The following is a 26,874-nucleotide window of genomic DNA, read 5'->3' as shown; positions in this document are numbered from 1 at the left end:
CCGCCTGAGGGGGGAACGTGGCGATCATCCTGGAGGACTTCGAGGACGACACCTTCGTCATCACCATCACAGGGACGTGGACGCGCGACTCGGAGTTCGCCGCCGCCGGGTCCTACTCGCTGCGAAGCGCTGTCATCACCGACGACGAGACGACGGACGCCAAGATTGCCATCCCGGCGGGCGCGACATCCGTTTCGTTCCGCTACAAGGTGTGGTCGGAAGAGGACTACGACGAGTTCTTCGTCCTGATCGACGGCGCGGCCGTCCTTCAAGCGTCGGGCAACATCGACTGGACAGCGCCGGTGACGTTCAACGTCACTGGCGCTTCGGAACTCACGTTCCGGTACACGAAGGACTCGTCGGTCTTCTCCGGGCGGGACGCCGCGTGGGTGGATCAGATCGAGTTCACCGTCCCCGGCACGGAGGTGGCGGGCGCCGACGTCGGCGCGCTGACCGAAACCGTCGTCAGCGTTGTCCCGGCGCCCGAGGTCGCGAAAGCCAGCAGCGACAGCGCAACCCTGGTCGAAGCGCGCTGGGCGAGCGAACCGGAAGGCGGGTCCGAGCCGCCATCGGTCCGGTCATCATCCGTCGTCGCCGCCGGCACCGCCACGTACACGATCGCGGCACCAGCCGCGGTCGCGCTGAACGACATGATGTTCGCGCTGCAGGCGGCGGACCGAGGCAGCACATCCGTCATGACGACGCCGACCGGCGGCACCGAGTGGCAGCCGCTGGACGCCCTGGACGGGGAAGGCGAGTTCGGCGTCCTCCAGGTGATCAGGCTCTGGTGGAAGCGCGCTGGCAGCAACGAGCCGAGTCAATACACCTTCAAGCAGATGAACGGCTCGGACGGTGTGTGCGTGATCGTCGCGGTCAAGGACGCGTCGCTGAACGTGTCTCCTCTGTTCGAGCGGTCCACGGACGGAACCGGCCAGGCCGTGACGACACCGGGTATCGCCCCCACGTCGGCCACCGACCTAGAACTCCGGATAATCGCGGTGAGCGCGCTGGGCACCAGCCTGGGCTTCACGCCGCCGGACGGGCTCGACCCCGTGGCCAACGTCCAGTCGCGGACCTACACGGCGGCGGCAGCAGCAGCGCGCGCGCTGCTGTCCAACGCGCCGACCGAGCCGGCCAACTTCGTCGCGTCGGCGAACGCGGTGGATTGGCGTGTCGGGTACACGCTGGCCATCGCCCCGGCCGTCACCGGCCCCCCGCAGGAACCTCATGCCAGCTCCGACGCAGCCACGCTGATCGAGGCCGCGCAGGTCATCGAGGTTCCGGCGGGTGAGCCCGTCGCGGCCGACGACTCCGCGACCCTGACCGAGACGGCAGCGGCCACGGCCGACGTCGTGACGTCGGACCTGGCCGCTCTGGTCGAAGCCCTGACGGTGGAGGCCGGCACGACCGCCGACGACCAGGCGGCGCTGGCCGAAGCGGCCACGCTGGAGGTCGGTTGGCTCAGGTCCGACCAGGCCGTCATTGCTGACACTGCTCAGGTGGACGCGCGGGCGGCGGCCGCCGACACTGGCGCGTTGACCGAATCGTCGGCCATCGATGAGACGGTCGGTCCCGTGTCCAGCGACGCCGCAGGGCTGGCTGAAGCTGCCGCGGTGGACGCTCAGGCGGCGGCTGCGGACAGCGGCGCGCTGGGCGAGCTGGTCGAGGTGGCGGTCCTCAAGGACGGCAGCGACTCCGGGCAGCTCGTCGAGTCGGTGCTGCTTGATCTGGCGTCGTCCGACAGCGCGGCACTCGCAGAGGCCGTTCAGGTCGAGGTGTCCGTCGCGGCCGACGACGGCGCGGTTATCACCGACCTCGCCGTGGTGGAAGCGCCACGGGTCGCGGCCGACAGCGGCGCGCTGGTCGAGACGGCCACGGTGGTGAACCTCGGCCGGGAGGTCGGTGGGCTGGGCCCGATGTATCGCCGCTGGTCGGCTGGTTCGCCGTACCGCAGACACTCCGCTGGTGAGCCGCGCCGCGCTTGGGGCGCTGGGTCGCCGCGAACGTAGGGAGCACCGTCCCATGGAACCGATGTCTTCCCTTTCGAGGGAGTTTCTGTACATCCCCGTTGAGGGTCCGTCCGGCGGTGAAGGCGTCGAAGTCGCCTTCACGAACGAGGACGGCGAGCCGGCCGAGACGGACTGGCACGCCGCGACTTGGGACAACCACAGCGCTGTCGGGGCCGACGCGAAGATTCTCGTCGGCCCGGGTGGTGACGGCGCGGTGGAGCTGCCCGAAGGCACCTACCGGGCGTGGGTCCGCGTCACGTCCGCCGTTGAGCAGCCAGTCCTTCCGGGCGGGCTTGTCCCTGTCATCTGAGGAGAGCCGATGCTTCGCATCCCTGCCACCGGCGACATCGTTCGCTACCGAGGCAAGCAGGGCCTTCACGCCGTGCGGGCGGCGATCGTGACGGCCGACGTGGCGACGCTAGACCCGGAAGGCGTGAGGGTCGGCGCGGTGCCCGCGCTGGACGACTCGCTCCACGTGCACCTGTGGGTGTTCACGCCTGGCCAGCTCGGCGGGTTCCACGAGTTCAACGTGCCGTACGGGGCCGATCCCGGTACGTGGCACTGGCCGGTGGCCGCCGGATGAGTGACCGAACGATCACCTGGCGGCAGGCCGCGCAGCGGGCCGCTGAGGTGCTGGAGCGCGCCGACTGCGAACCGAACCCGGCAATGGTCGAGGCCAAGGTGTCCATCGCCGCGGGCTGGACCCAGCTGGCCGCCGCCTTGTCGGAGATCGAGCAAACGTGAACAGGAGGGTGGCCGATGCCGCTTCCCGAGCGTAATCAGGAGTGGCCGCCGCCGGCGATCCGACAGGAGATGCGGCTCTACGACACGCACGGCGCCTGGTACGCCGGCGACCCGGACCGGCTGTCGCAGGTGTACGGCGGTAACCAGGCGACGCCCCGTGTGGGCATGGATCCGAAGGGCTGGGACCGGCCGATCACCCGCGCGGGCGGCTACTTCGGCCGGTTGGTCCGCTACTTCTGGGGAACGCCGACGCCGGCCGCGCAGTCGCGGGCGACGAAGCTTCATGTCCCGATGGCTGCCGACATCGCGGCGACCAGCGCGGACTTGCTGTTCTCGGAGCCGCCGACGCTGAAGGTCAAGGGCAAGAAGGGTCAGCAGCGGCTTGACGCGGTGATGCACGAGGCTGGGGTGTACGGCTCGCTGCTGGAGGCGGCCGAGCTGGCCGCCGCGTACGGCGGGGTGTATCTGCGGGTCGGCTGGGACACGACGATGGCTGACCATCCGGTGGTGGATGCGCTGCCGCCGGATGCCGCGGTGCCGGAGTTCCACAACGGCCGGTTGAAGGCGGTCACGTTTTGGAAGGTCGTGCATGAGGACGACCGGGCGGGCGAGGTGTGGCGGCACCTGGAGCGGCATGAGGCGGGCCGCGTCTTTCACGGGCTGTACCTCGGCGATAAGGATCGCCTGGGCCGCCAAATGCCGCTGGAGGAGCACCCGGCCACGGCCGAGTTCGCTGCGCTGGTGGACGAGGACGGCGGGTTCGACAGCGGGTTTGAGCGGGGCCTGCTCGTCGATTACGTCCCGAACATGCGGCCGCACCGGCTGCTCAGGGGCACGGCGATCGGCCGGTCCGACTATCAGGGTGTCGAGCCGCTGATGGACGCCTTGGACGAGACGTGGACGTCGTGGATGCGGGATCTGCGGCTCGCCAAAGCCAGGATCATCGTGCCGGAGGTGTACCTGACGACGGCCGGCCGCGGTCAGGCTGCGTCGTGGGATCCCGACCGGGAGATCTACAGTCCGCTGGGCGGCATGCTGCCGTCGCCGAACAACCCCAACAGCATGATCACTCTGTCGCAGTTCAGCATCAGGGTGCAGGAGCACGCGGAGACGTCGAAGCATCTGGTGGAGCAGATCGTTCGCGGCGCCGGGTACTCGGTGCAGAGCTTCGGTGAGGGCGGTGACGGGCAGGCCCGGACAGCGACCGAGATCCACATGCAGAAGCACCGGTCGTACTCGACGCGGGGCCGGAAGGTCGGCTACTGGACGCCGCGTCTGGCGTGGCTGTCGGAGGCGATGCTGGCCGTCGATCACGCGGTGTTCGGCACGAAGGTCGTGGCCGAACGCGCGATGGTCGAGTGGCCGGACGGCGTCATGCCGGACCCGGAATCGACGGGCCGCACTCTGGACATGCTGAACCGCGCGCAGGCGGTGTCTCTGGACACGAAGGTTCGGTGGGTGCATCCCGACTGGGACGACGTGCAGGTGGAGGCGGAGAAGAAGCGGCTGCGTGACGAGCTCGGACTGAACGTGCCCGACCCGGCCACTTTGGATGAGACGTTCGTCCCTGACCTCGGCGAGGACTGATGGCCATCACTCCAGCCGGGGCGATCGAGGCCGGTCTGGAGCAGGCGCGGCTGGTCGCTGCCATGTACGCCGACGCTGAGGCGGCGCTGCTGGAGCGGGTGACCGCGCGGGTCGGCAAGGACCTCGACAACGACGACGGCGACGACTGGGCGGGCAAGCGGCTCGCCGAGGTGACCCAGCTGCGCAAGGAAGCCGAGTCGATCGTTCGCCGCCTGGAGTCGGTGGCGAAGAAGGCAGCGGAGCGTGCGGTGCTGGACACGTGGGCTGAAGGCATGGACGCCGCGGTGCGCGGCGCGGTGCTGCAGGTCCACGATGCGAAGCTGCGTAAGCGGCTGCAGCGGGTGCTGCAGGACGCGAAGAACCTCGGGTCCAATCGGCTGATCAACCCGGGTCAGGGTGTGGCTGAGTTGGCCGCGCAGGCGGTCAGCATGGTCACGGCGGTGCACGAGGGGGCGCTGCGCGCGGTGGACGGCATCTACCGCAACGTCGTCGCCGAGACGGCCGGCCGGACGTTGGCCGGCGCGGAGACTCGGCGGGAGTCCGCGCAGCGGGCCCTCGACCGGTTCACGCAGAACGGCATCACAGGGTTCGTCGATGCGGCGGGCCGTACGTGGGGGATGCGCGGGTACGTCGAGATGGCGATGCGGACCGCGACCGCGCGCGCGGCGGTGGACGGGCATCTGTCCACGCTGCGCGACTCCGGGATCAACCTGGTCATGGTGTCGCGGCTGCCGTACACGTGCGAGCGGTGCGCCCGCTGGGAAGGCACGGTGTTGGGCCTGTCAGGGTCGGCCGGGACGCGTGTCGAGGAGAATCCGGCGACCGGTGTGCAGGTGTTCGTCCAGGTCGCGGGGACAGTCGCGGAGGCCCGCCTGGCGGGGCTGCTGCACCCGAACTGCGGGCACAGCCTGAACGCCTACCTTCCGGGGGTGTCCAGGCCGGCGCCGGTGGTGGAGTCGAAGGCGACGTACAAGGACTCGCAGCGGCAGCGCTACTTGGAGCGGAAGGTCCGAGAGAATAAGCGGCGCGCGGCGGTCGCGCTCGACGACGACGCACGCGCGAAGGCCGACGCCAAGATGGCCGACTACCAGCGGCAGCTCAAGGACTTGACGAAGGCAGCGGGGCTGCGGCGCAAGACCGGCCAGGAAAAGGCCGACGCCCCGCCGGCGGACCTGGAGGCGCTGACCGATCGTGAGCTCGCCGAGCAGGCCAGGAAGTTCGGCCACGACGAGCAGGCCATGAAGCGGCTTGAGCAGGAGACTAAGCGCCGCGACGCGGAGGCCGAGGCGGCGCAGAGGGCCGCCGGTCCGGTAGCGCAGGACGACCCGATCGCCGCCCTGCAGGAGTACAACGACATGGGCGACCTGACGGATGACCACCTGATGGCGTTGATGGATCGGTACCGCGCCGACGAGCAGGGCATGGCCCGGGTGCTCGACGAGCTGGACCGCATCGAGCGGCAGACCCGCCAGCGTGAGAACTGGTCGTGGAACTGGCGCGAGGAGGAGACCGAAGCCGACCGGCAGATTTCGGACCTGATCTCGTCGGGCCGCTACTCCTACATGGAGGCGTACGCCGAGGTTCACGGGCTGGATCCGGCCGAGCTGGACCGTCAGGAGCGGCGGGCGCTGCTGGAGTCGGAGCGCCGTCCGGGCGAGGACATCGATCAGACGGTGCGCCGCATGTACGCCGAATGGCTCGACCAGACGTACGAGCGGGCCGAGGCTGCGACCAACGGCTTCATGCTGAATGCCGAAGGGCGGGCGGCCGGGATCAACGAGCGGTCGTTGTTCTCCGGGCCGGCCTCGAGGGCGCGGAAGTACGCCAGCGAGGAGCTGCTGCGCTGGTGGGCGGACACCCCGCGGCTCACGCTCACGGAGTACCGGGCGCAGATGCTCGGGCGGGCGTCCGACATCAAGGCGGCCGAGCAGATCCGCGCGGGCGGCGCCGGTAGGGAGTTCGGCGTATGACCATCACCGAGACCGACCGCAGGGCGGCCGCGACGTTCGGCCGGCTGGCCGGCGAGCGCGGCATGCCGGTCACCGCGTGCCCGTACCCGGTGCGGGGCGATAACCGGGCGCGTGCGCTGCGGCTGCTGTGGATGCGCGCGTACGTGCGGCACAGCTCGGGCGCATAGTCGCCCGTTTTCATGGCCCGCCGGGCGCGGGCCTTATCCCTTGTCCCGACGACACGCTCCAGGAGGGCGATCTCGTCATGCTCGAAAACACCCTGCCGACCACGCCAGGCGCACTGATCGGCTACCGCAAGAACGGAACCCCGATCTACCTGATCGCCGGTGGCGCACCCGAGGACGGCGAAGGCCAGCCGCAGCAGGAGGAGCAGGCTCCTCCCGCCCAGGCCGAGGTCACGCCGCCCGAGCCGCCCGCGGCCGACGACGAGGCGGTCAACCCGGACGCCAAGCGCGTGGACCAGCTTCCTTCGTGGGCGCAGAAGCTCATCAAGGAGACCCGCGCGGAGGCGGCCGACTGGCGGTCCAAGCTGAAGGACGCGCAGAAGGCCGCCGACGAGGCGACCGGGCAGGGGCCGTCTGCGGAGGAGATCACCGAGCAGGTCAAGACGGACTTCGCCCAGCAGATCGCCAAGGCCCTGGGCCTGGCGGGCGAGGAGGAGAAGCCGATCGACCCGCAGCAGGTGATCGAGACGCTGACGGCCGAGCGGGACAGCACGGCCAAGGAGCGCGACCAGGAGCGGGAGCGGCACCGCCGCGCCCTGATCGAGCTCGCGGTCCACCGCGCCAGCCAGAAGGTCGGCGCGGACCCGGACGCCCTGCTCGACAGCAGGTCGTTCCTGAAGACCGTCCGGGACATGGACCCGGACGCCGACGACTTCTCCACGACGCTGACGGAGACGATCCAGACGTCCGTGGAGAACAACCCGAAGTTCAAGGCGGCCGCCCAGGCGGGGCCGCCCGCGCGCTCGGGAGGTGAGTTCACCGGCGGGCCTGGTGGACGTCCTGCGGATTCCGAGCCCTCCATCGACGAGTTCCGCGCCCAGCGTAAGAAGCGCGCCTCGTCCTAGCTGCCGATAGCGGAGCCGCTATTGGCCTCTCTAAGGAGTTGAAAGGCCCGAATGGCTAACACTTTTCTCACCCCGTCGATCATCGCCAAGGCCGCGCTCGCGACGCTGTACGAGACCTGCGTGATGGCGCAGCTCGTCCACCGCGACTATGAGCAGGAGTTCGTGAGCCGCGTCGGCGACACGATCTCCGTGCGGAAGCCCGCGGTGTTCACGGCGAACGAGTTCGACCGTGAGGACGGTATCCAGATCCAGAACGCGTCCGAGGGCAGCGTGCCGATCACGCTGAACCACTTCGCCGACGTCTCCTTCGCCGTGACTGCCGAAGAGCTGACGTTGGAGATCGAGGACTTCGGGACGCAGCTGCTCAACCCGGCGATGGAAGCGATCAGCCAGAAAATCGACCGGGACATCCTGCTGCTGCGGAACGACATCGTGCAGCGTGTCGGTGTGGCGGACGCCCCGATCACGGGTGTGACCGGCAACGCGATCCACCCGTACGACGACCCGAAGACCGCGATCGACGCGAGGCGTGTGCTGAACCAGCGCAACGTCCCCGCGGCTGACCGTCACCTGGTGGTCGGGCCGGAGATCGAGGCGCTGTGGCTCAGCGACCCGCTGTTCCACCAGGCCGACACCCGTGGCGACACGGACGGTCTGCGTGAGGCGAACCTCGGCAGAAGGATCTTCGGGTTCGATGGCTACCAGACGCAGAACATCGAGGCCCCGGCCGGCACGCCGACGACCGGCCAGCCGAACACCGAGATCGGCGTGGCGTTCCACCGCACGGCCTTCGCTCTCGTGACCCGGCCTCTGGTTCTGCCGCAGGGCGCGGCCAACGCGGCCGTCGAGAGCTACCGCGGGTTCGGCGTCAGGGTGGTCATGGACTACGACATCTCGAAGAAGCAGGACATCGTCAGCGTGGACTGCCTCTACGGCGTGAAGACGCTCGACCCCAACCGCGCCGTCCTCATCCACGGGGTCGCGGCGTGACCTGGATCTACAAGAACGCCAACACCGGCCAGGTGGTCCCGCTCGAACAGCGGGACCCCCGGCTGGACGTGTTGGACAACTGGCAGATCATCAGCGGGCCCGAGCCCGCCGAGGAGTCCGGTCCGGCTTCGGCCGGGCCGGACCGCCCGTCCGAGCACGACAACAAGGCCGCGTGGATCGCCTACGCGGTCGCTCGCGGCATGGCCGAGGGCGACGCCAAGTCGCTGTCGAAGGCCGCGCTGATCGAGGAGTTCGGGGAGGCCGCAGATGGCGAGGACTGACCTGGTCGTCCAGTCGATGCCGCGCACTGGTGCGGCGCTCGACGCCGCGGTGGTCGCGGCCGGCGTGGACGGCGACGCCTTCGACCACACCGCGCGGCGGATGCTGCTGCTCAAGAACAGCGGCGACGCGCCGGCCACGGCGACGGTGCAGATCCCCGCGACGGTCGAGGGCCAGGACGTGGTGGACCTGCCGGTCACCGTCCCGGCCAACGGCAGCGTGCTGCTGCCGCCGTTCTCGGCGGTGTACCGGCAGGCCAACGGCAAGGTGTACATCGACTACGCGGACCCGACCGGGCTGATGGTCGGCGTGCTCGAACTGCCCGCGTGAGGTGAGCTATGGGGTACGCGACCGCTGACGACTACACGGCATATACGGGCAAGGCCGGCCCAGACGATATCGAGCAGCGGCTGGAGCGCGCGTCGGAGCGGGTAGACGAGCTGCTGTTCGCCTCGATCTACCCGACCGACGATGCGGGCATGCCGACCCGGCCAGAGGACGCCGAGGCGATGAAGCGGGCGACCTGCGCGCAGGCCGCGTGGACGATCGCCGTGGGCGACGAGTTCGGGGTCGCGGCGGCGTTCAAGTCGGTGTCGATCGGTTCGGTCCGCCTCGACCGTGGCGGCTCCGGGGACGGGCCGCCCGCGCGGTACGCCCCCGACGCGTCGTCGATCCTGCAACGGGCCGGGCTGCTGCCCGGCTTCATCCTCGACGGGAGCGTGTGGTGATGCTGCCGGAATGGCTGCTGCGTCACACGGCGACCATTGAGCCGTTTCAGGGGGACGGCGCGTACGGCCCGGTGTTCGGGCCGGCGTTCGAGTCCCGGTGCCTGGTGGACGACGAGCGGCGCCTGGTGCGTGATGCGCAGGGCGCCGAAGTCGTCTCGGACACGACCGTGTTCTTCCCCCCGGGGACGATCTGCCCGGAGGGGAGCAGGGTCACCGTCAACGGGCGGCAGACCACTGTCATCACGTCTTTCTCCCGCGACGCTGGCGGGCTGCCGACACCGGACCATGTTGAGGTGGTGTGCCGCTGATGGCCAACGCCAGATTCAACGCGAAGATCAACGCTGAGGAGTTCACCGCCGAGTACAGGCGCGCTGCTGGGAGGGGCTTGCGCCTCGCGACGGAGCACGTGCTGGCGGTGTCGAACCAGCGGGTGCCGCACGACGAGGGCGTGCTGGAGCGATCGGGCGCGGCCGTCGTGGACGAGACCGACTTGCGCGGCGTCGTCTCGTACGACACGCCATACGCCGTGGTGCAGCACGAAAACCTCGACTACCAGCACAAGCCGGGCCGGGCGGCGAAGTTCTTGGAGCTCGCGGTCCGGGAGGAGGCCGAGGTGGTCAAGCTGATGATCGCCAAGCAGCTGCGGCAGGTGCTCAAGTGAGCTGGACTCGTGACCTGCTGACTGGGTTCGCGGTCCTGCTCGGCGAGGCCGGCGTGGCGACGTGGAACCCGAACGGCATCTACGCCGACAACCAGATCGCGCTGACGATCGGTGGTCTGCCGACGTCGCCCGACACGGCTATCGCGCTGCAGGTGTACGGCGTGGGCCAGGGCGGCGACGACGTCGAGCAGCCGGACTCCAGCGTGCAGATGCAGGCCCGGTTCCGAGCCAAGACGGACCCGCGGGTCGTGGACGATCTGGCGGACGGCGTGTTCGACGCGGTCCATGGCCTGGCGAATGTGACGCTCTCGACGGGCGTGCTCGTGCTGCTCGCGCGGCGCACGCTGGTCGCTCCGCTCGGCCGTGACAGTTCGGGCCGGTGGGAGCGGGCCGACTCGTTCGACCTGATGGCTCACCGGCCGTCGCCGCACCGCGACGCGTGACCTGACCTTTTTCGCGCCGATAGCGGTTCCGCTGTCGGCTTCTTGGCATGCCCACCAAAGGAGTGATCATGGGGCTGCGTTCTCTTCTCGCTAAGGACTGGAAGCTCGACGTCAACACCGGGCCCGACTTCGAGACCCCTACCTGGACGTCGGTCAAGGGCCTGACCAGCTTCCAGGAGACGACCGACGACAACACCGAGGACGACGGCGACTTCGACGACGAAGAGGGCTGGGGCTCCTCCGTCGTCACCGGCCGTACCTGGCAGATCGAGGCGGAGGGTCGCCGTAAGCGGACCGACGCCGCGGTGTTCACCGCCGACCCGGGCCAGGAGGCGATCCGTCAGGCGGCCCGGAAGGTCGGCTTCGGCGCGAACATCAAGGTCCGCTGGTACCGGCGCGACGGCGCGCCCGACGCGTACGAGGGCGTCTGCACCGTCTCGGAGTTCGTCAAGGGCGGCAGCGTGACGGACCTGGAGCCGTTCTCGTTCACGCTGCTCGGCCAGGGCGCGCCCGTCGAGATCGAGAACCCGGTGACGGCCCCGTGACCCAGTTCCAGGACCTCGACGACTTTTTCGACGACTCGCTGAGGCTGCCTGTGGGCGGGAAGACGTACGTCATTCCCGCCCCGGACGCTGAGGTGGGTCTGCTGTGCCAGCGGCTCATGCACGCCAGCCTGGCCGCCCAGTCGGGTGAGCAGGTGGACGACCCGAAGCTGAACGAGCTGGCCGAGGTCGTGCTGAACGACGACGAGGAGCGTGACCTCTACCAGCGGGTTCTCGGGCCGGTCTGGGACGAGCTGGTCCGTGACGGCGTGTCGTGGCCGAAGGTCCAGCACGTCGGCGCGACGGCCATGGTGTGGGTCGCGGCCGGTGAGGATGCCGCCGCCAAGATCTGGGCTCGGGGCGGCGCGGGGGAAGCCTCGGCCCCGAATCGGGCGACTCGTCGAGCGACGGCAGCGGCGGCGAAGTCGATCCGATCTCGGGGGTCCGCGACTACTACGACCCGGACGACGGCCTCTCGGTCTCGAAAGGCCGCACCGTCTCGTGGCAAGACATCCTGACGCGTTGGGCGCTCGTCGAGGCCGACCTGCATGAGGTGTTCGGCATCGACCTCGGCGAGCCCGGCGTGCTGCGCGGCCGGTCGTGGCGGTGGCTGCGGACGCGGTTGCACGGGCTGCTGACGTGTGACTCGCGTATCGCCCGCGCGCTGGACCCGGGCGAGGACAAGCGGTGACGCCGCGTCTCCTTGACGGGTTCTGTGGTGTGGGCGGGGCTGCCCGCGGCTATCAGCTCGCGGGGTTCCATGTCGTCGGCGTGGACATCAAGCCGCAGCGTCGTTACTGCGGCGACGAGTTCGTGCGGGGCGACGCTGTGGAGTTCATCGCCCGGCATGGCCACGAGTTCGACTTCATCCACACCTCGCCGCCGTGCCAGGCGTACACGACGTTGACGACCGGCACGAACCAGGGTCGTGTCTACCCGGATCTCGTCGCGGTGACGCGGCGGGCGCTGCAGCGGACCGGCCGGCCGCGGGTCATCGAGAACGTGCCGACCGCGCCGATCAGGCGGGACCTGATGTTGTGCGGCGAGATGTTCCCGGAGCTGGCGGTGCTGCGGCACCGCTGGTTCGAGTTCGGCGGGGTTCGTGTCGATCAGCCTGAGCATCCGAAGCATCGCGGTCGTGTCGCCGGCTACCGGCATGGCTGCTGGTACGAGGGCCCGTATGTCGCGGTGTACGGCAAGGGCGGCGGTAAGGGCCCGGTGTCGCTGTGGCAGAAGGCCATGGGCATCGACTGGACCAGCACACGCCGTGAGATCCGGCAGGCGATTCCCCCGGCCTACACCGAGCTGATCGGGCGTGCCGTTCTCGCCCAGCTTTCGGCCGCTGGCTTCACCCCTACCACGAACCCCCAGGAGGTGAACCCCGAGTGGCTCTGAACGTCGGCGAGCTGTTCGCCGAGATCAACGTGAAGGACCGGGGCACGAGCACGGTCCGCCGGTTCATGACGTTTGTGCGGGACGCCGTCAAGAACCTCGACATCGACGTGGGCAAGGTCGCCAAGTCGGCCGGCTCGATGGGCGCCAAGTTCACCGCGAGTGCGCTGCAGGTGTCGTCGATGGCGGCTACGATGGCGGCGGCCGCGCAGGGCGCGGTCGGCCTGGTCGCGGCTCTCGCTCCGGCGGCGGGCATCGTCGCTGCTCTGCCAGGAGCTATCGCGCTGAGCAAGGCGGCGCTCGCCACACTGAAGATCGCGCTGCTCGGCGTTGGCGAGGCCTTCGGGGCGGCCCTGGGCGATGATGCGAAGAAGTTCGAGGAGAGCCTGGAGGGCCTGTCCCCGGCGGCGCAGGCGGCCGCGCGGGAGCTCCGCTCGGTCAAGCCGGCCGTGGATGGGCTAAAGAGCGCTGTTCAGGATGCCTTCTTCCAGCCGCTCGCAGGGCAGATCCGTGCGGTCGCGGACGCCGTGGTGGGGCCGCTGCGGTCCGGCATGCAGGGCGTTGCCCGCGAGTTCGGTCTGGCCGGCGTGGAGGTGGCGCGGTTCGCGTCGTCGTCGGCGTCGGTGTCCGCGCTGTCCACGATCTTCTCGTCGCTGCGGTCGGCGCTCGCGTCGCTGCAGCCCGCGATCCAGCCGCTGTTGGCCGGTCTGCGCGACATCACCACGGTGGGCGCGCAGTTCTCGGCCGGGCTCACTCCGGGCATCGCCTCTGCGGCCGCGCGCTTCGGCGAGTTCCTGTCGAACGCTGCTGATAGCGGTCGCGCTCTCGGCTGGATGGAGGGCGCCGTCGAGGTGTTCCGCCAGCTCGGGCAGATCGGCGGCGACGTGGTCGGAATCATCCGGTCGATCTTCTCCGCGATGTCCACGGGCGGGTCGGGGGCGCTGGGCGTGGTCGGACAGCTCCTTGATCAGCTCAACGCGTTCCTCGCGAGCGCCGAGGGCCAGCGGATCTTGGTCACGATCTTCCAGAGTCTTTCGCAGGTCGGTAGCAACCTGATGCCGATCTTCAAGGCGCTGGGTGGCGCGTTGGCGCAGGTAGCGCCGCATATCGCCAACATCGCGACGGCGCTGGGTCCAGGGATCGCCGCCGCGGTGTCCGCGCTCGGGCCGGCCTTGGCCGCGCTGGGACCTGGCCTGACGATGGTCGCGCAGATGCTCGCACAGGCGTTCGCGTCGCCGGAGCTGCAGGCTGGGCTTCTCATGCTCGGTCAGGGGCTCTCGGCGGCACTGACGGCAATTGCCCCGCTACTTCCTGTAGTGGCTCAGCTTGCCGGGATCCTCGGCCAAGTCCTTGGCATCGCACTTAGTAATCTCTCGGCTGCGCTCGGTCCAGTGATCAGTGCCTTGGCGAGCGCCCTGCAACCCGCCCTGACGTCCATTTCATCCGCTTTGACCCAGCTTGCGCCGGTCATGCAGCCGATCTACGCCGCCTTCGGCCAGATCGCGGCCACGATCGTTTCGCAGCTGCTGCCCCCGCTGCTCAACCTGATCCCGAGCCTGCTCGACGGCCTTATTCCTGCCTTCGTGTCCCTGGATCAGGCCGTTCTTCCCGTTTTGCCCATTTTGACCGATCTGGCCGTCATGGCGATCCAGCAGGTGCTTCCTGCGGTCCTTCCACTGATCCCCATGCTGACCGAACTGGGAGTCGGTTTCGCCGCCTTCGGAGTCAAGGTCGCCGAGGTCATCGCCAAGATCCGGCCCCTGATCGAAAAGGGCGTCGAAATCTTCCGGTGGATGTACAACGTGCTGGTCGGCAACTCGATCATCCCCGACATGGTCAACGGGATCGGCCGGTGGATCGGGACCACGCTGGTCGGCTTCTTCCGCGAACTGCCAGGCAACATCAAAAACGCGATGTCATCCATAGGTCCGACCATGGCAGGCATCGCGCAGGACGTGGTGAACGGCTTCTGGAACAAGCTCCAGTCGCTGGCAGGCACCCTTTACAACAACGTGCGGGGCTTCTTCGCCAACATCGTCAAGAGCGCCAAGGACGCCCTCGGCATCAAGTCGCCGAGCAAGGTGTTCGCCCAGATCGGCCACTTCATGATGCAAGGCATGTCGATCGGCCTCGACAAGAGCGCCGGACTCGTCGCGACCTCGCTGAAGAAGGTGGCCACGCTCGCGACGAAGACGGCGATGCCGGACCTGTCGGTGCCGGGCGTGACCGTCCCTGAAGGGCTCGGCGGTGGCCGCGCCTCGTCCAGGGCGGTGGTCAACGTGACGAATCACTATCCGCAGGCGGAGCCGACCTCCGTGACGGTGAACCGGTCACTCCAGTACGTCGGCGCGATGGGAGTGATCTGAGGTGCCGAGCTACTCACTCGACGGTGTGCCGCTCGACCACCCGGCCGGCTGCTGGCGAACGAAGAAGGGCACACAGCGCAGGCCGTTGCCCGGCGCGCGGGCCGTCAAGGTCAGCGTGCCGGGCCGGCACGGCGACATCCCGGTTGTCGGCCTCGACCTGGAGGCCACGACGCTCGGCCTGACGTTCAAGGTCACCTCGGCCACCCCTTCGGGGACGGACGGCGGCTACGAGCAGATGGAACGCAACCTGGAGGCGCTGTCGGCGCTTCTGGGCACGCGCCATCGGCTGATGCAACTGCGCTACCAAGCGGGCAACCTCGTCCGCGTCGCCGACGTGACGATCACCGCCAACAGCGAACCCGAGGTCAACACCGGCGCCGCGACTGCCCGCCTCACAGCGGTGGTCGAGATTCCGGGCGCGCTGTGGCGCGACGAGTCCGAATCCACTTGGACGGGCGAGCCCAACCAGATCGCCCAGGCGGTGACCACGCTCGCGGGCGCGACCGGGCCCATCGTGGACGCGCTGCTGCGGTTCACTGGCCCGGCCGTGCAGCCGTCCATCGGTGACGTGGCCACGGGCGGATGGGTGCTGCGCGCCGGCGGGCTGCTGGCGGGGGAGCGGCTGCTGATCGACTGCGGCCGCATGCAGGCGGCTGTCGTGACCTCGGACACGTGGGATCTGGCCGCCGGGGACGACGTGACGGGGGAGATCGACGCGATCGGCCCCGGCTCGCAGTTCCGGTGGCTGCACTTGACGCCCGCGGTGGCGGTAGGTGACCCGTTCTCCCGCGCGGTGTTGGTGTCCACGGCCGCTACGAGTACGGACGTGAACTCGAAGGTGGAGATCCGGGCAAAGCGCGCGTACCTCTGACCCGCGTAGAAGCCTGTCGGTTCGCGGATTCGCGGGTCGCGGGTTCGCGGGTTCGCGGCGTAGTTCATCGCGAGTACTGCCAACTGTTCGCTGCGGCTTGTCCGCCGCACAATAATTTCGGCTGCTAGTTTTCGTAGTCCGTCGCGATGTTAATCTGTGCTGCTAGTTTTCGTAGTCCGTCGCGATGTCAATTTGTGCGGCTAGTTCTCGTAGTCCGTCACAACCTTATTTTGTCGCTGGACGTCCACGTAGTCCGTCACAAACTTCTGAGGACTTGCTAGTATGTCAAGGGTTCCACCGGCCGTAGGTTCGTCTCGGCCAGGTGATGGACCTGGGAGAGCACAACGAGGAGACTTCGCAACGGGCCGTCATTCCACGAAGCGAAGCCTCCCCGCCGGGCGGGCTCAGTGTCAGCTGAGCCCGCTGTGCTTCAGGTACCAGTCGAGGATTATGAGGATCATCTGCAGTCGCAGAAGCCACTCCTCGTTCGGCACCTCCGGGCTCCCCATAGGGATCCCCCCTCTCGGCGGACCGGTCACCCCCTGACGGGGAGGCAGCCGCGGTCCTATCGGCCACCTCCGGAGGGGTGTCCGAGTTTTACCGAGGGACGCACGAAGCGCATGCGTGTGCCCCACATACTAGCGGTGGCGAGCAGCTCACGTTGCCATTCTTTGAGGGCCTCGAAGCGTTCCTCAATAGGCACTGAATTGGTTAGCATAACGGCCCACTGTTTTCCCAGGTCAGTCGATGAATGGGGAAGCAACAGGTCGAACTGCCTCCTCGCTTGGGGGCTTGTACCAAGGGGCGATGCAGTCAGCGCTGGGCTCAACATCGAACAAGCGCGCGCCGCTTAGCCGGCTCACGCCCTGTGTCGATGTGTACGGGCGCGGCTCGTCGCGGCGGCCGCCGTCAGCTGCTCTGCGAGGAGGTCGGCGTCGTCGGCGTCGAGCTCGGGCGGCCACACGGCCGGAACCATGATGATGCGGCCGCGAGGAGTCACGTGGACGTCGATCGGGGGCCGTGAAGTGGGAGCGATCACGATGCCTCCCATTGTCGCAGTTGGGGAGGTCTGTCCGTGACCTTCGATCTTCGGCTCGTGGTCTACGCGCCGTTCGGTGGCCGGCTCGGCGTGCTCCCGCATCCGCTGTCGGTCGAGGCGGGCTGGCCGCTGAACGACGTGCCGTCGCTCAAACTGGCCTACACCGCCACGGCGATCGGCGCGGCCCTGCTCGACCAGCCGTGCGAGATCGCTGTCCAGTGGAGCGTGGACGGCACCGTGTGGACCGAGGCCCCGGATTCGCGGTTCCTGCGGATCAAGCGCCGCGGCGACGGCTCCAACCCAACCGGGCTGGCCCGGTATGAGCTGCCGGGCTTCGTGTGGATGCTCCGCAAGATCGTGCTCTATCCGGGTACGGCACCGCTGGTGGACGGCAAGCGGGCGTTCCTCTCGGCTACCGCTGGGTCGATCCTGCAGACGTTCATCGGCGAGGCCAAGGGCCGGGGCGCGGTGCCGGGCCTGCAATGGGACTTCACCCCTGAGCAGGACAGCGCCGGCCAGTCGTGGGACAAAGTCATCACCATCTACTACCAGCCCGGCATGGACGCGCTGACGGCGCTGCAAAACCTCAGCGAGCAGGGCGTGTGCGACTTCCGCATGTCCGGCCGCACTCTGCAGGTGTTCAACGCCGACACGGAGATGAACGACGACCTGGCGTCCGGACCCGCGCCGGTGGATCTGCGGTATGGCCGCGACATCGCCGAAGCGCCCGACGACGGCACGTTGGAAGACACCGCGTCGTCGGTGCTGGTCGTCGGCGACAACGGGCTCGTCAAGACGCTCACGAACCCCGCGGCCGTCGCGCCGTGGGGGCCGTGGGAGCAGTACGTCGGCGCTGGCGGCGTCTCCGATGAGGGGACCGCGACGATCCTCGCGCAGTCCGCGCTCGAGCGCGCCGGGTTGGAGCGGGTGCAGCGGACACGGGGCGTGGTCTTGTCCGGGGCGCGTTGGCTGCCGTTGCGGGACTACGGGCCTGGTGACCGGGTGTTCGCTCCGGGGGACGGCGGCGTGTTGGAGTCGCTGCGGGTCCGGCAGGTGACGTTGGCCCGCACCTCGACGGGTGTGCTCGGCGGGTCGCTGGTCCTCAACGACCGCTTCTTGGAGAGGGACATCCGGCTGGCCCGCCGCACGGCGGGCATCGTCGGCGGTTCGACAGCGGACGGAGGATCCGGTGCTCGGCCGGTCCCGGCGTTGGAGGCTCCGGAGCCGCGCACGCCGGCGGCGCCGCAGGGCCTGATCGTGGACCCGCAGGCGTACATCGACGAGCACGGCTTGCCGCATGGTCAGGTGACCGTGACGTGGGGCGCGGTGGCGGCCGACGTGGGCGGGGTCGCGCTCACGATCGGCGGCTACGAGCTGTTCATGCGGATCAACGTCACCGGTCAGCCGTGGTTCCTGGTCGCCTCGACGGAGGCGGGCGACACCACGGCGACGTTCTCGCCGCTCGTCATCGGCGAGTCCTACGCGTTCAAGGTGCGGGCGGTGAACGTCGGCAAGGCGGGCCCGTTTTCGTCGGTGGTGGCGGTGACGGTCCCTGACGACGACGAAGCGCCGCCGGTGCCGACTGCTCCGCAGCTCTCCACGCGTCTCGGCGTGGTCCGGGTTGCCTGGGATGGGCTCGGCGTCGGCGCGGTGCCGATGCCGCCGGACCTCTTGCACGTCCGCGTGTGGATGCAGGACCCGCTCGCTCCCGGCTGGTCGGAGATCGGCGTCCTGGGTGAGGCGGGGGCAGTCCTCGTCCCATACCTCCCGTACGGCGCGGACCGGGAGTTCCGGTTCACCTCCATCGACCGGTCCGGCAACGAATCCGCGCCGTCCAACGCCGAGACGATCGCCGCGGTGCAGCTCGTCACCGGCGACGCCGCGAACGAGTCCATCACGACGGGCGCGCTGGCGGCGAACGCAGTCACCGCCGACAAGCTGGCCGCCGGGTCGGTCGAGGCCGAGCACATCAAGGCCGGCGCGGTGGTGGCGGATTCGCTCGCTGCGGTGCTGACGCTGTCCACGCGGGTGGTCGCGGGGAGCGCGTCTGGCGCGCGGGTGGAGCTCAACAGCTCGGGCCTGGCGGCTTACAACGGTTCCGGTCAGCAGACGGCGAGCATTTCGGCGGCCACCGGCGCGGTGTCCATCGTGGGGCAGCTCGCGTCCGGGGTGACCGGGGCACGGGTTGTGGTCAACCCGGCGGGCGCGGTCAACCCGGAGGTGCGGTTCATCCCCGGTTCGGGGACGAACGCGAGCCGCATCTACAGCGACGGTTCCCGCTTCACGGGTGAGGCGACGCTGGTTATGGAGTCTGGCACCAACCAGGCGGCCACGGCGATGTGCCGCCTGACGCACGCGGCCGGCTTCTGGCAGGCGGCGATCTTCAACCCGGCGAACGGTGAGCAGCGCGGCGGCGTGGTGTCGGCCCTGGAGAACCAGGGGGCGATCGGGTGGACCCACCCAACGCAGCAGGACCAGCTCATGCTGTTCGACCAGTCGGGGACGTTGCATCGGGGCACGTGGCTGTACGCGAACGACTCCGGCTTGATCATGCTGTCGCTGTCGGTGGCCCGGGGCGCTACCTACTACCAGGTGGTGCTCGGGTTCTCCTTTCCGACGACTCCGAAGGTCGTGTTCTCGGCTGAGCAGGTGACCACGATGCAGCTGTTCTCGCGGACTAACGGCGATCTGTTCTTCTTCGACCCGGCTGGCGGGTCGAGCCCGCCGAGCCGGACGTTCCATATCTGGGCCTGGAGGTGAGTGGTGCCGGACGACTGGCAGGTCACGGAGGTGACCGACACAGCCGACGAGTCCGGGCGGATCGAGGCATGGGAGATCACGCTGATACGCGCGTCCGATGGGGCGTCGGTGGCCATGTTTCTGCCGAAGATGGCGATCGAGGCCACCGCCGTGGCGTACGGGCTGGCCTCGACGGACGAGGCGATCGATGTGCTGATGCACCGCGCCGTTCACCCGGTCTACGAGCCGAACTTGCCGGAGACCAGTCCGTGGCAGATGCCCGGCGAGGAGGCCCGCGCCGCCGTGCTGGAGCGAATTGAGCGGTGCAAACGCGACCATGCGACGGTCGCGACGGCCGCGCCGAAGGCCCGGACGGCGGCCGCGCGGCGGGCGGCTGATGTGCTCGCGCCGCTGCGAGCGGTGCGGATTGATCCGGTGAAGGCTGCAGCCGCCCGGCTTCAGTACCAGCAGTCGGCGCTGCGGGCGGCAACGTGACGCAGGACTTGGTGGTAGAGCCCGGCCGCATCATCGCCGCGCTGCGACGCCGCGTCGAGGAGCTGGCGTACGACAACGCTGTGCTGTCGGCGGCGGTGGACCAGCTGCACGACGAGATCAACGAACTCAAGGGGGCCAACGGTGCAGGTGATCGTCCCGGGTAAGCCCGCCACGTTCGCGCTCCGGCTGGTGGCGTACGCGCCGAACGGACCGCGTCTGGGTGTGCTGCCGCAGCACCTCGGTTTCGAGGTCGGCCTGCCGCTGAACGACGTGCCGGGTCTTTCGGTGACTTATCCGGCGGGCGGGCTGAACGCTGACCTCGTGGCCGGGTATTGCGAGGTCGCCGTGGAGTACGCGGTCGCCGGCGGCGGCTGGGTGGAGCCGGCGAACGGCCGGTTTCTGCGGATCAAGCGGGGCGGGGACAGCACGGACCGGGCCGGGTCCCGGTCGTACGACCTGCCTGGCTGGGCGTGGATGCTGCGGAAGGTCGTGCTGTACCCCAACGACGCGATGGTGGACGGCAAGCGCCAGTTCAGCGCGGTGAGCGCGGGCGCGATCCTCGCGACGTTCATCCAGGAGGGGCAGTCGCGTGGCGCGCTGCCCGGCCTGGGCTTCGACTTCTCGACGAGCCACGACAGCGCGGGCGACCCGTGGTCGAAGACGCTGACGCTGGCGATCGAGCCGGGCAAGGACCTGCTCGCCGTCCTGATCAATTTGGGGGAGCAGGGCGTCATCGACTGGCGCATGTCGGGGCGGACCTTGCAGGTGTTCAACCCGGACACGGTGCTCGGCGCTGACCGGGCCTCCGGTGCGTCGCCGGTGGATCTGCGGCTCGGCCGCGACATCACCGAAGCCCCGGACACGGGCACGCTCGAGGACGCCGTGTCGGCCATCCTGATCGGCGGCGAGGCCGGCCTGTCGGTGGAGGTGACCAACGCCAGCGCGGTCGCGCCGTGGGGGCGGTGGGAGACGTTCCAGTCGCAGAGCGGTGTTACGGACCAGGGCACGGCGACGTTGCTGGGGCAGAACGCGTTGGAGCGGGTCGGCCGGGAGCGGGTGCAGGTGACTCGCGGGCTGATGTTCGATGCGGCGCGGTGGCTGCCGTTGCGGCACTACCAGCCGGGGGACTATCTGCTCGCGCCGGGCGATGGCGGGGCGATGCAGTCGCTTCGGCTGCGGCAGATCACCTTGTCGGTGGGGCAGGACGGACAGGTCGGCGGCAACGTCGTCTTGAACGATCGTTTTCTGGAGAGGGAGATCAGGCTGGCCAGGCAGGCCGCGGGGATTCTCGACGGCGGTGTGTCGTCGGGCGGATCCGGGGGCGAGCCCGCGCCGGAGAGCAACGACCGGGTACCGGCCGCGCCGCTGGGCGTCATCGTCGAGCCGGCGGCGTCCCTGGATGAGCACGGCTACGCGCGCGGGCAGGCCACCGTCACGTGGTCGCCGGTCGCGCAGGATATCAACGGCGTCGCCCTCGACGTGGACGGCTACGAGGTGTACGCCCGCCGCAATGTCGCGGGGGAGCTGTGGCTGCTGGTGGCGCAGACGGCCGGCGGCGATGTCACGGCGACGGTGTCGCCGCTGGTGGTCCGCTGGGAGTACGCGTGGAAGGTTCGCGCCATCTCTGCCGGGGTGAAGGGCGAGTTCTCCGACCAGGTGGTGGAGCTGGTTCCGGATGATGCGACGCCGCCGCCGGTGCCGTCAACGCCTGTGGTGGCTGCTCGGCTGGGCGTGATCCATGTCGAGTGGGATGGGCTGGGCAGCGCTGGCGAGGCGATGCCGATCGATCTGGAGCGGGTGCACGTCTGGATGAAGGACCCGCTCGACGCGGACGACGCCGGCGCCCGCGTCGGTTATCTGGATGCGGCGGGGACGGAGGTGATTCCTGGTCAGCCGTACAACGCTGATCGGGAGATCTGGCTTACCGCTGTGGACCGGTCGGGCAACGAGTCGGCGCAGTCTGGGCATGTCACCGTGGCGGTGACGCCGCTGGTGGACGCAGACCTGATCGGCGAGGTCATCGACGGGGCCGAGCACATCATCGACGGGTCGATCCCGGGCGATGCGAAGATCACCGCTGACTCGATCACGGGCCGCCTGATTCAGGCGCTGGCGATCGAGGCCGACAAGATCGCCGCGAACGCGATCACGGCGGACAAGATCAACGCGGGCGCGATCGAGGCGAGTCACATCAGCTCGAACGCGATCACCGCCGACAAGATCGCCGCCAACGCGATCACGGCCGCGAAGATCGCCGCTGACGCGATCAACGGCAAGACGATCACGGGCAGCCTGATCCGGACTGGCACGTCCGGGCAGCGGATCGTGATCGACCCGACGACGCTGGACATCCGCTTCTACCCGGATGGCAACTCCAACTACAGCCGCCTGTGGACCTCGGACGACGACTTCGCTGGCGAGGCGACGTTCCGGATCACGTCCGGCACGAATCCTGGCCAGACCGCACGGACGTTCTTCACCCTCGCCGCCGGCTGGACCAAGCTGGAAGTGTTGCGTCCGAGCGACGGCAACCCGAACGGCGGGTTCCTGGAGTCGGCCGAGGACTACAGCCGGATCGGCTACGACGACGGTGGCACCGGCGCTCAGTACATGTGGTTCGACGGCACCGGCATGACTACGCATGTCGGCAAGTGGTGGGACAACGTCAACGCGACGAACGTGTGGGGAATCCACTCCGGTTCGCTGGTCTCGCCCGCGAACCAGATCGGGGAGAGGATCTTCTACGGGCCCACGATGCGGGACAACATGGGCCCGGTCTGCACCATCCGAGACGGCGCTGGCCAGGAAAATTTCACCTGGGCCATCACGGCGTCGAACAACACCTATTTCGACGTCGGCTGGAGCCGGTCCGGCGGCGACAGCGGCCCCCTAACCGGCAAGGCAACTTACTGGTGGGCTTTTCGACACAACGGAGCGGCCTGATCATGGAAATTTGGACGGTCTGGGATGCCGAGCTGGGCTACAGCCCGATGCACTTCCGGGAGGGCGACGAGGCCAGGCGTGCAGCGCCGATGGGGGCTGAGCCGTTGTGGGGCCTGAAGATGGTGCGGCCCGACGCTGGGGAGATCTTGGGGGTGATGCCGCACTCGGCGCTGGAGTGGCGGGCCGCTGAGTACTGCATCGACCCGGAGGACGTCGGCACGCTGGTGGACGTGATCCTGCATGAGCCGTGGATCCCGCGCGTGGACGATCCGTTCGCGGCGCAGGACCCGACGCTCGCGGCGGTGATCGACGACATTCGGGACCTGCCGACGTGCTGGACTCGGGGTGTGCCGGACCAGGAGCGGCGGGAGGCGCATCTGACCCGGATCGCTCTGGTTAAGGAGCGCATCGCGCGCGTTGACGCGGCGCCGGTGGAGGATCGGCAGGGGGCGCTGCTGTTCGTGGGATCCAGCCGTATCGCGCCAGCGGATCCGCTTGCGCCTCTGCTGGAGGCGCGGCTTGACCCCATCCGGGTTGAGTCTCGCCGGATGGCGGTGGAGTGGCAGCGCCGCACCTTGACCGCTCCTGACTTCTACAGCAAGCCGGCCGCCACGTTCATCGGGCCGGGGCGGCCGGTGGCCGCATGAGCGAGGAGGAGACGCTACCGAATCTGGCGCTGGCTCTGGCGGAACTGCGCAGCGCAGTCGAGCTTGGGTTTGAGCGGACGAACGGCTCCACCGCGCTGATCCTGCAGCGCCTGGAATGGGTGGACGACCGGCACGCCGAGCTGGTCAAGCGGGTCGAGCAGGACCGCGCCGCGTTCGACGCCCGGTACGCGGCGCTGGAGGGCCGCGTGGACGTGATGGAGCGGGAGGCGGTGACTCGTGGCCAGCTGACGGACCGGACGCGGCAGATCATCGCCGTCGTGACCGTCCTGATCGCTGCGGCGGGCACGGTCATCGCGCTGATCCAACTCACGAGCAGTTGAAGGAAGGAGGCACCATGCCGTGGCTGACGCAGCTCGCCTCGGTCGCCCGCGCGACGGGATTCCCGGTGACGGAGGTCGGCGGGTGGAAGACCAGGGGGCATGGGCCGCAGCAGGCCGTGCAGGGCGTGGTCTGCCACCACACCGCTGGCTGGGCGGACCGGCACATCGTGGTGAACGGCAGGCCGGGGCTGGACGGGCCGCTGTCGCACTTCTGGCTGCAGCACACCGGCCGTATCTGGGTCGTCGCCGCTGGGCGGTGCTGGCACAACGCGCCGAGCACGAGCGCGCACCACATGAACTCCACGTCGATCGGCATCGAGGCCGAGAACGACGGCAAGACGGCGTGGCCGCAGGTGCAGCTCGACGCCTACGAAGCGCTGTGTGCGGAGTTGTGCCGGGAGTTCGGGCTGTCGGCCTCGCGGGTGAAGGCGCACCGGGAGGTCAACACCGGCAAGCCCGACCCGCACTCGATCAACATGAACGCCTTCCGGTCGCGCGTGGCCGCGCTGCTCAAGCACCCCGGAAGCCCGATCAAGCAGGAGGACGACGTGCCCGAGGTGATCTCCCTAGGAGCAGGCAAGGACCAGGACGTCCCGGCCGGCGGCGAGGCAGCGGTGAGCTGGCACACCGAGTACGCCGACGACCCGCCCGGCCACAGCGCGGACGGGGTCGCCATCATGGCGAAGGCGGCGCGCTGGTGCATCGTTGACGGCCTGGTGAAGGTTCGCGGGCTGAAGCCGGGCAGCGAGATCGACGTCGCGTGGTCGCGGTACTCGCGCGACGGCAAGGAACGCGAGGACGACGCGTGGCGGCTCAGCTTCCGCGCGGACGTCAACGGGCGTGTCGAGACGAGCGTGGGTGGCCAGTTCGCGCTCAACACCAAGAACCAGCTCCGGCTCAGGATCATCAACCCGACCGACGCCGCGGCGGTGGTCGAGAAGGTGACTATGGCCAAGATCTCGATGTTCAAGCGCTGATTGCGGTACCGCTTTCAGATCTGACCCTCCAAGGAGGCATCCTGTGTCCACCCCTACCGAGGCCGTGCCGACGATCGGCCGGATCGTTCACTACAAGCTGTCCGGCCATGACGTCTCCATGATCAACCTGGAGTCGATGCAGTCGTTCGGCGGCCAGGGCGTCGTCCGCGCGCCCGTCAAGCTCGGCGACGTCCTCCCGGCGATCATCACGCGCACGTACGAGGGCGGCGGGACCGCCGTCAACCTCCAGGTGTTCCTCGACGGCAACCACTCCTACTGGGCCACGTCCCGCTCGGAGGGCACGGACCACGGTCAGTGGTCGTGGCCGCCCCGCTCCTGACTTTTCCCCCGACCCCTGTTGACCTTTCCCGCCGTGGTGGCGGGCTGTCCCGAAGGAGGGGCATATGAACGCTCACGCTGACCCCCAGCTCACCTACTCCAAGCCGCCGGTCGAGACCAAGGTCAAGGCGATGACCCTGGTGTCCTACCTGGGTGGTGTCGCCGGTATGGCGGTGCTGCAGGCCGTCGCCGACGCCCCGAGCATGATCGCTTTCCTGCCCGATTGGGTGGAGGCGATCACGCTGCCGCTGCTGCCGACCGCGCTGGCGGCGGTGGCCGGCTGGAAGGCGCGGCACACCCCGCGGCCGGACCTGCTGGACGACCAGCGGTAGTTTCTTCCGCAATTGAGAGCGCCCCGCTCCTCCCTTTCTGGGAGGGGCGGGGCGTTTTCGGCGTTGTGGCAGTGGGGCACCGCGACGTAGGCGGAGAGCCTCGCGGGCTGCTGGGGTTAGGAAGGTGTTCGGCTGTTCAAGCTCAGCACGTCTGGTGGCAGGGCGGATCGGTCGATGATGCGGCTCAAGACGTCGCGGGGCAGGTCCACCAGGCCGAGGCGGTGAGCCCAGTACGCCCAGGGCAGCTCAAGACCCGGATCGGCGGCGAACTGCGGCGGGGTCACGTCACCGATGGCGTAGGCCGCGGTCCGCTCGGCCAAGACCTGGAGCTGCCGCCGATGGAAGCGGCGCAGACCGCGCGCCTCCTCCGGTTCAGGGGTCGGCTGGCCCCGCCATTCGGCGATGAACAGGTGCCAATGGTGGCCCAGTTTGCGGGGCTGGTGTCGGCGACGGCACCAGTTCGGCAGCCAATCCTCGAACGCGGGGATGAGGCTGACCACGGTGATGCTCAACTCCTCGAGGGTCTTGGCGCGGGCGGCGGCCTCGGGACCGCCGTGGTCGTCGAGGTGGTCACCGACGCCCGCCCATCCAGGCGGCGGCTTGCCCCGGTCGAGGAGCCAGTACGTGTCCCCGGCATCGGGGATGACCACGCCGACGCACTCGTGGTCGCATGGGGGAACCATCTGGTGTTCTCTCAGGTGTCGGTATGGAGGTCGAGGGTGAGCTGATCGGTCTCGGCCGGCTTCGCCTTGTCGCGGATTTCCAGCCCTGCTACGCGGGTAAGCGTGGCCAGCGTGGTGTCGGCTTTGTCCGGGAGGTGGCCGACCAGCTCGGCGAGAAGCAGCGCGGCGCCGACCGCGTCCCACAGCGCGCGGTGTGGCTGCCCGTCAGGGACGAGCGCCGTCACCTGGTCCCCCAACTCGTAGTGGGTGAGCAGCCCGGTCAGGTTCCACCGCTTGATGTTGGGCCGTAGGTGGCGGATCAGGCGGGCGGTGTCGAGCAGCCTGGCGGGTTCGATGTGGGGCAGGCGGAGGTGGATGAGCCGCCAGTCCACGCCGATGTTGTGGCCGAGGAGGATCTTCCCGTTCAGCTTCTCGGCGATGACGCCGGACACCTCGTCGAGAGCGGGAGCGCCGGCGAGAGCGTTGCCTGTGAGGCCGGGCGAGATCCACGGGCGGGGGCTGATCCACCGGCCGGGGTTGATGGCGGTGACCCACGCTTCGCTCATGTGGGGGCGGCCTTCGGCCAGCGGGACGGCCGCGATCTCCAGGATTGCCTCGTCCTGACGGTCCTGGCTGCCAGTGCCTTCGAGGTCGATGGCGACGACGTCGGCGGCCGTCCACGGCTGGTCGTGCATGTCGTTCTCCAGAT

32 protein-coding genes and 1 pseudogene are annotated in these 26,874 nt (G+C 69.1%); 30 read left to right on the top strand and 3 right to left on the bottom strand.

What is annotated here, in order from left to right:
- Positions 1-17: 17 nt before the first annotated feature.
- From AB0K28_RS24900 to AB0K28_RS24800, 21 genes are all read left to right on the top strand, one after another.
- Entirely contained in the window at positions 18-2,009 is a 1,992-nt protein-coding gene (locus tag AB0K28_RS24900) for a hypothetical protein (protein ID WP_364374223.1), read from the top strand.
- Between the two features lie 13 nt (positions 2,010-2,022).
- Entirely contained in the window at positions 2,023-2,319 is a 297-nt protein-coding gene (locus tag AB0K28_RS24895) for a hypothetical protein (protein ID WP_364374221.1), read from the top strand.
- A 9-nt stretch (positions 2,320-2,328) separates the two neighbouring features.
- Positions 2,329-2,592 carry a hypothetical protein gene (locus AB0K28_RS24890; RefSeq protein WP_364374218.1) on the top strand — a complete coding sequence of 88 codons (264 nt, stop codon included), beginning with the start codon at positions 2,329-2,331 and terminating at the stop codon, positions 2,590-2,592.
- Positions 2,589-2,753, top strand: a complete 165-nt coding sequence (locus AB0K28_RS24885; protein ID WP_364374215.1) for a hypothetical protein — start codon at positions 2,589-2,591, stop codon at positions 2,751-2,753. The genes AB0K28_RS24890 and AB0K28_RS24885 overlap by 4 nt, the downstream gene beginning before the upstream one ends.
- Positions 2,754-2,768: 15 nt before the next feature.
- On the top strand, positions 2,769-4,340 hold the full coding sequence (locus AB0K28_RS24880) for a phage portal protein (protein ID WP_364374212.1): 1,572 nt from the start codon (positions 2,769-2,771) through the stop codon (positions 4,338-4,340).
- Entirely contained in the window at positions 4,340-6,310 is a 1,971-nt protein-coding gene (locus AB0K28_RS24875; RefSeq protein ID WP_364374209.1) for a phage minor capsid protein, read from the top strand. Before AB0K28_RS24880 ends, AB0K28_RS24875 begins: the two co-directional genes overlap by 1 nt.
- A complete protein-coding gene (locus AB0K28_RS24870) occupies positions 6,307-6,477 on the top strand; it encodes an Rmf/CrpP fold protein (RefSeq protein ID WP_364374206.1) in 171 nt (56 codons plus the stop codon). The genes AB0K28_RS24875 and AB0K28_RS24870 overlap by 4 nt, the downstream gene beginning before the upstream one ends.
- Positions 6,478-6,554: 77 nt before the next feature.
- Positions 6,555-7,379 (top strand): hypothetical protein, encoded by an 825-nt coding sequence (locus AB0K28_RS24865; RefSeq protein ID WP_364374203.1) that lies wholly within the window; start codon positions 6,555-6,557, stop codon positions 7,377-7,379.
- A gap of 51 nt (positions 7,380-7,430) precedes the next feature.
- Positions 7,431-8,369: a P22 phage major capsid protein family protein gene (locus AB0K28_RS24860; protein WP_364374200.1), complete on the top strand. Its 939-nt coding sequence runs from the start codon at positions 7,431-7,433 to the stop codon at positions 8,367-8,369.
- Positions 8,366-8,650: a hypothetical protein gene (locus AB0K28_RS24855; protein WP_364374197.1), complete on the top strand. Its 285-nt coding sequence runs from the start codon at positions 8,366-8,368 to the stop codon at positions 8,648-8,650. Before AB0K28_RS24860 ends, AB0K28_RS24855 begins: the two co-directional genes overlap by 4 nt.
- Positions 8,637-8,978, top strand: coding sequence for a hypothetical protein (locus AB0K28_RS24850; protein WP_364374194.1), 342 nt, complete (start codon positions 8,637-8,639; stop codon positions 8,976-8,978). The genes AB0K28_RS24855 and AB0K28_RS24850 overlap by 14 nt, the downstream gene beginning before the upstream one ends.
- Before the next feature lie 8 nt (positions 8,979-8,986).
- Complete coding sequence (locus AB0K28_RS24845) at positions 8,987-9,376, top strand: hypothetical protein (RefSeq protein ID WP_364374192.1); 390 nt, start codon at positions 8,987-8,989, stop codon at positions 9,374-9,376.
- Entirely contained in the window at positions 9,373-9,684 is a 312-nt protein-coding gene (locus tag AB0K28_RS24840) for a hypothetical protein (protein WP_364374189.1), read from the top strand. The genes AB0K28_RS24845 and AB0K28_RS24840 overlap by 4 nt, the downstream gene beginning before the upstream one ends.
- Positions 9,684-10,037, top strand: coding sequence for a hypothetical protein (locus tag AB0K28_RS24835; RefSeq protein ID WP_364374186.1), 354 nt, complete (start codon positions 9,684-9,686; stop codon positions 10,035-10,037). Before AB0K28_RS24840 ends, AB0K28_RS24835 begins: the two co-directional genes overlap by 1 nt.
- Positions 10,034-10,480: a minor capsid protein gene (locus AB0K28_RS24830; protein WP_364374183.1), complete on the top strand. Its 447-nt coding sequence runs from the start codon at positions 10,034-10,036 to the stop codon at positions 10,478-10,480. Before AB0K28_RS24835 ends, AB0K28_RS24830 begins: the two co-directional genes overlap by 4 nt.
- A gap of 68 nt (positions 10,481-10,548) precedes the next feature.
- The gene (locus AB0K28_RS24825; protein ID WP_364374180.1) at positions 10,549-11,025 is read left to right on the top strand and encodes a hypothetical protein; all 477 of its coding nucleotides are present in this window, start codon (positions 10,549-10,551) and stop codon (positions 11,023-11,025) included.
- The gene (locus AB0K28_RS24820) at positions 11,022-11,540 is read left to right on the top strand and encodes a hypothetical protein (RefSeq protein WP_364374177.1); all 519 of its coding nucleotides are present in this window, start codon (positions 11,022-11,024) and stop codon (positions 11,538-11,540) included. Before AB0K28_RS24825 ends, AB0K28_RS24820 begins: the two co-directional genes overlap by 4 nt.
- A gap of 35 nt (positions 11,541-11,575) precedes the next feature.
- Positions 11,576-11,713 carry a hypothetical protein gene (locus AB0K28_RS24815; RefSeq protein WP_364374174.1) on the top strand — a complete coding sequence of 46 codons (138 nt, stop codon included), beginning with the start codon at positions 11,576-11,578 and terminating at the stop codon, positions 11,711-11,713.
- Entirely contained in the window at positions 11,710-12,417 is a 708-nt protein-coding gene (locus AB0K28_RS24810; RefSeq protein ID WP_364374171.1) for a DNA cytosine methyltransferase, read from the top strand. The genes AB0K28_RS24815 and AB0K28_RS24810 overlap by 4 nt, the downstream gene beginning before the upstream one ends.
- Positions 12,408-14,780, top strand: coding sequence for a hypothetical protein (locus AB0K28_RS24805; RefSeq protein WP_364374168.1), 2,373 nt, complete (start codon positions 12,408-12,410; stop codon positions 14,778-14,780). Before AB0K28_RS24810 ends, AB0K28_RS24805 begins: the two co-directional genes overlap by 10 nt.
- A 1-nt stretch (position 14,781) precedes the next feature.
- Entirely contained in the window at positions 14,782-15,651 is an 870-nt protein-coding gene (locus AB0K28_RS24800; protein ID WP_364374165.1) for a hypothetical protein, read from the top strand.
- A gap of 859 nt (positions 15,652-16,510) precedes the next feature.
- Here the strand turns inward: AB0K28_RS24800 and AB0K28_RS24795 are convergent.
- Complete coding sequence (locus AB0K28_RS24795; RefSeq protein ID WP_364374163.1) at positions 16,511-16,690, bottom strand: hypothetical protein; 180 nt, start codon at positions 16,688-16,690, stop codon at positions 16,511-16,513.
- Between the two features lie 36 nt (positions 16,691-16,726).
- Here AB0K28_RS24795 and AB0K28_RS24790 point away from each other — a divergent pair, with 36 nt between their 5' ends.
- From AB0K28_RS24790 to AB0K28_RS24750, 9 genes and pseudogenes are all read left to right on the top strand, one after another.
- Positions 16,727-19,450 (top strand): fibronectin type III domain-containing protein, encoded by a 2,724-nt coding sequence (locus tag AB0K28_RS24790; protein WP_364374160.1) that lies wholly within the window; start codon positions 16,727-16,729, stop codon positions 19,448-19,450.
- Between the two features lie 3 nt (positions 19,451-19,453).
- Positions 19,454-19,924 (top strand): hypothetical protein, encoded by a 471-nt coding sequence (locus AB0K28_RS24785; protein ID WP_364374157.1) that lies wholly within the window; start codon positions 19,454-19,456, stop codon positions 19,922-19,924.
- Positions 19,921-20,088: a hypothetical protein gene (locus AB0K28_RS24780; protein WP_364374154.1), complete on the top strand. Its 168-nt coding sequence runs from the start codon at positions 19,921-19,923 to the stop codon at positions 20,086-20,088. The genes AB0K28_RS24785 and AB0K28_RS24780 overlap by 4 nt, the downstream gene beginning before the upstream one ends.
- Complete coding sequence (locus tag AB0K28_RS24775) at positions 20,066-22,867, top strand: hypothetical protein (RefSeq protein ID WP_364374151.1); 2,802 nt, start codon at positions 20,066-20,068, stop codon at positions 22,865-22,867. The genes AB0K28_RS24780 and AB0K28_RS24775 overlap by 23 nt, the downstream gene beginning before the upstream one ends.
- A gap of 2 nt (positions 22,868-22,869) precedes the next feature.
- Positions 22,870-23,514, top strand: a complete 645-nt coding sequence (locus tag AB0K28_RS24770) for a hypothetical protein (protein ID WP_364374148.1) — start codon at positions 22,870-22,872, stop codon at positions 23,512-23,514.
- Positions 23,511-23,855 carry a hypothetical protein gene (locus AB0K28_RS24765; protein WP_364374145.1) on the top strand — a complete coding sequence of 115 codons (345 nt, stop codon included), beginning with the start codon at positions 23,511-23,513 and terminating at the stop codon, positions 23,853-23,855. Before AB0K28_RS24770 ends, AB0K28_RS24765 begins: the two co-directional genes overlap by 4 nt.
- Before the next feature lie 14 nt (positions 23,856-23,869).
- Positions 23,870-24,310 (top strand): annotated as a pseudogene (locus tag AB0K28_RS24760) (N-acetylmuramoyl-L-alanine amidase); the annotation flags it as partial.
- Between the two features lie 565 nt (positions 24,311-24,875).
- The gene (locus AB0K28_RS24755; RefSeq protein WP_364374142.1) at positions 24,876-25,172 is read left to right on the top strand and encodes a hypothetical protein; all 297 of its coding nucleotides are present in this window, start codon (positions 24,876-24,878) and stop codon (positions 25,170-25,172) included.
- A gap of 64 nt (positions 25,173-25,236) precedes the next feature.
- A complete protein-coding gene (locus tag AB0K28_RS24750; RefSeq protein ID WP_364374139.1) occupies positions 25,237-25,503 on the top strand; it encodes a hypothetical protein in 267 nt (88 codons plus the stop codon).
- A gap of 116 nt (positions 25,504-25,619) precedes the next feature.
- On the opposite strand, the gene AB0K28_RS24745 is transcribed toward AB0K28_RS24750, so the two are convergent.
- The gene (locus AB0K28_RS24745) at positions 25,620-26,186 is read right to left on the bottom strand and encodes an NUDIX domain-containing protein (protein WP_364374136.1); all 567 of its coding nucleotides are present in this window, start codon (positions 26,184-26,186) and stop codon (positions 25,620-25,622) included.
- Positions 26,187-26,197: 11 nt separating this feature from the next.
- A complete protein-coding gene (locus tag AB0K28_RS24740; protein WP_364374133.1) occupies positions 26,198-26,860 on the bottom strand; it encodes a 3'-5' exonuclease in 663 nt (220 codons plus the stop codon).
- Positions 26,861-26,874 lie beyond the last annotated feature (14 nt).

Origin of the sequence: Nonomuraea sp. NPDC049504, assembly GCF_040676845.1 — a bacterium.
In the GTDB taxonomy this organism is placed as follows: Bacteria; Actinomycetota; Actinomycetes; order Streptosporangiales; family Streptosporangiaceae; genus Nonomuraea; species Nonomuraea salmonea.
The sequence above is the reverse complement of the archived record's forward strand: the minus strand, read 5'-3'. Positions and strand labels throughout refer to the sequence as shown.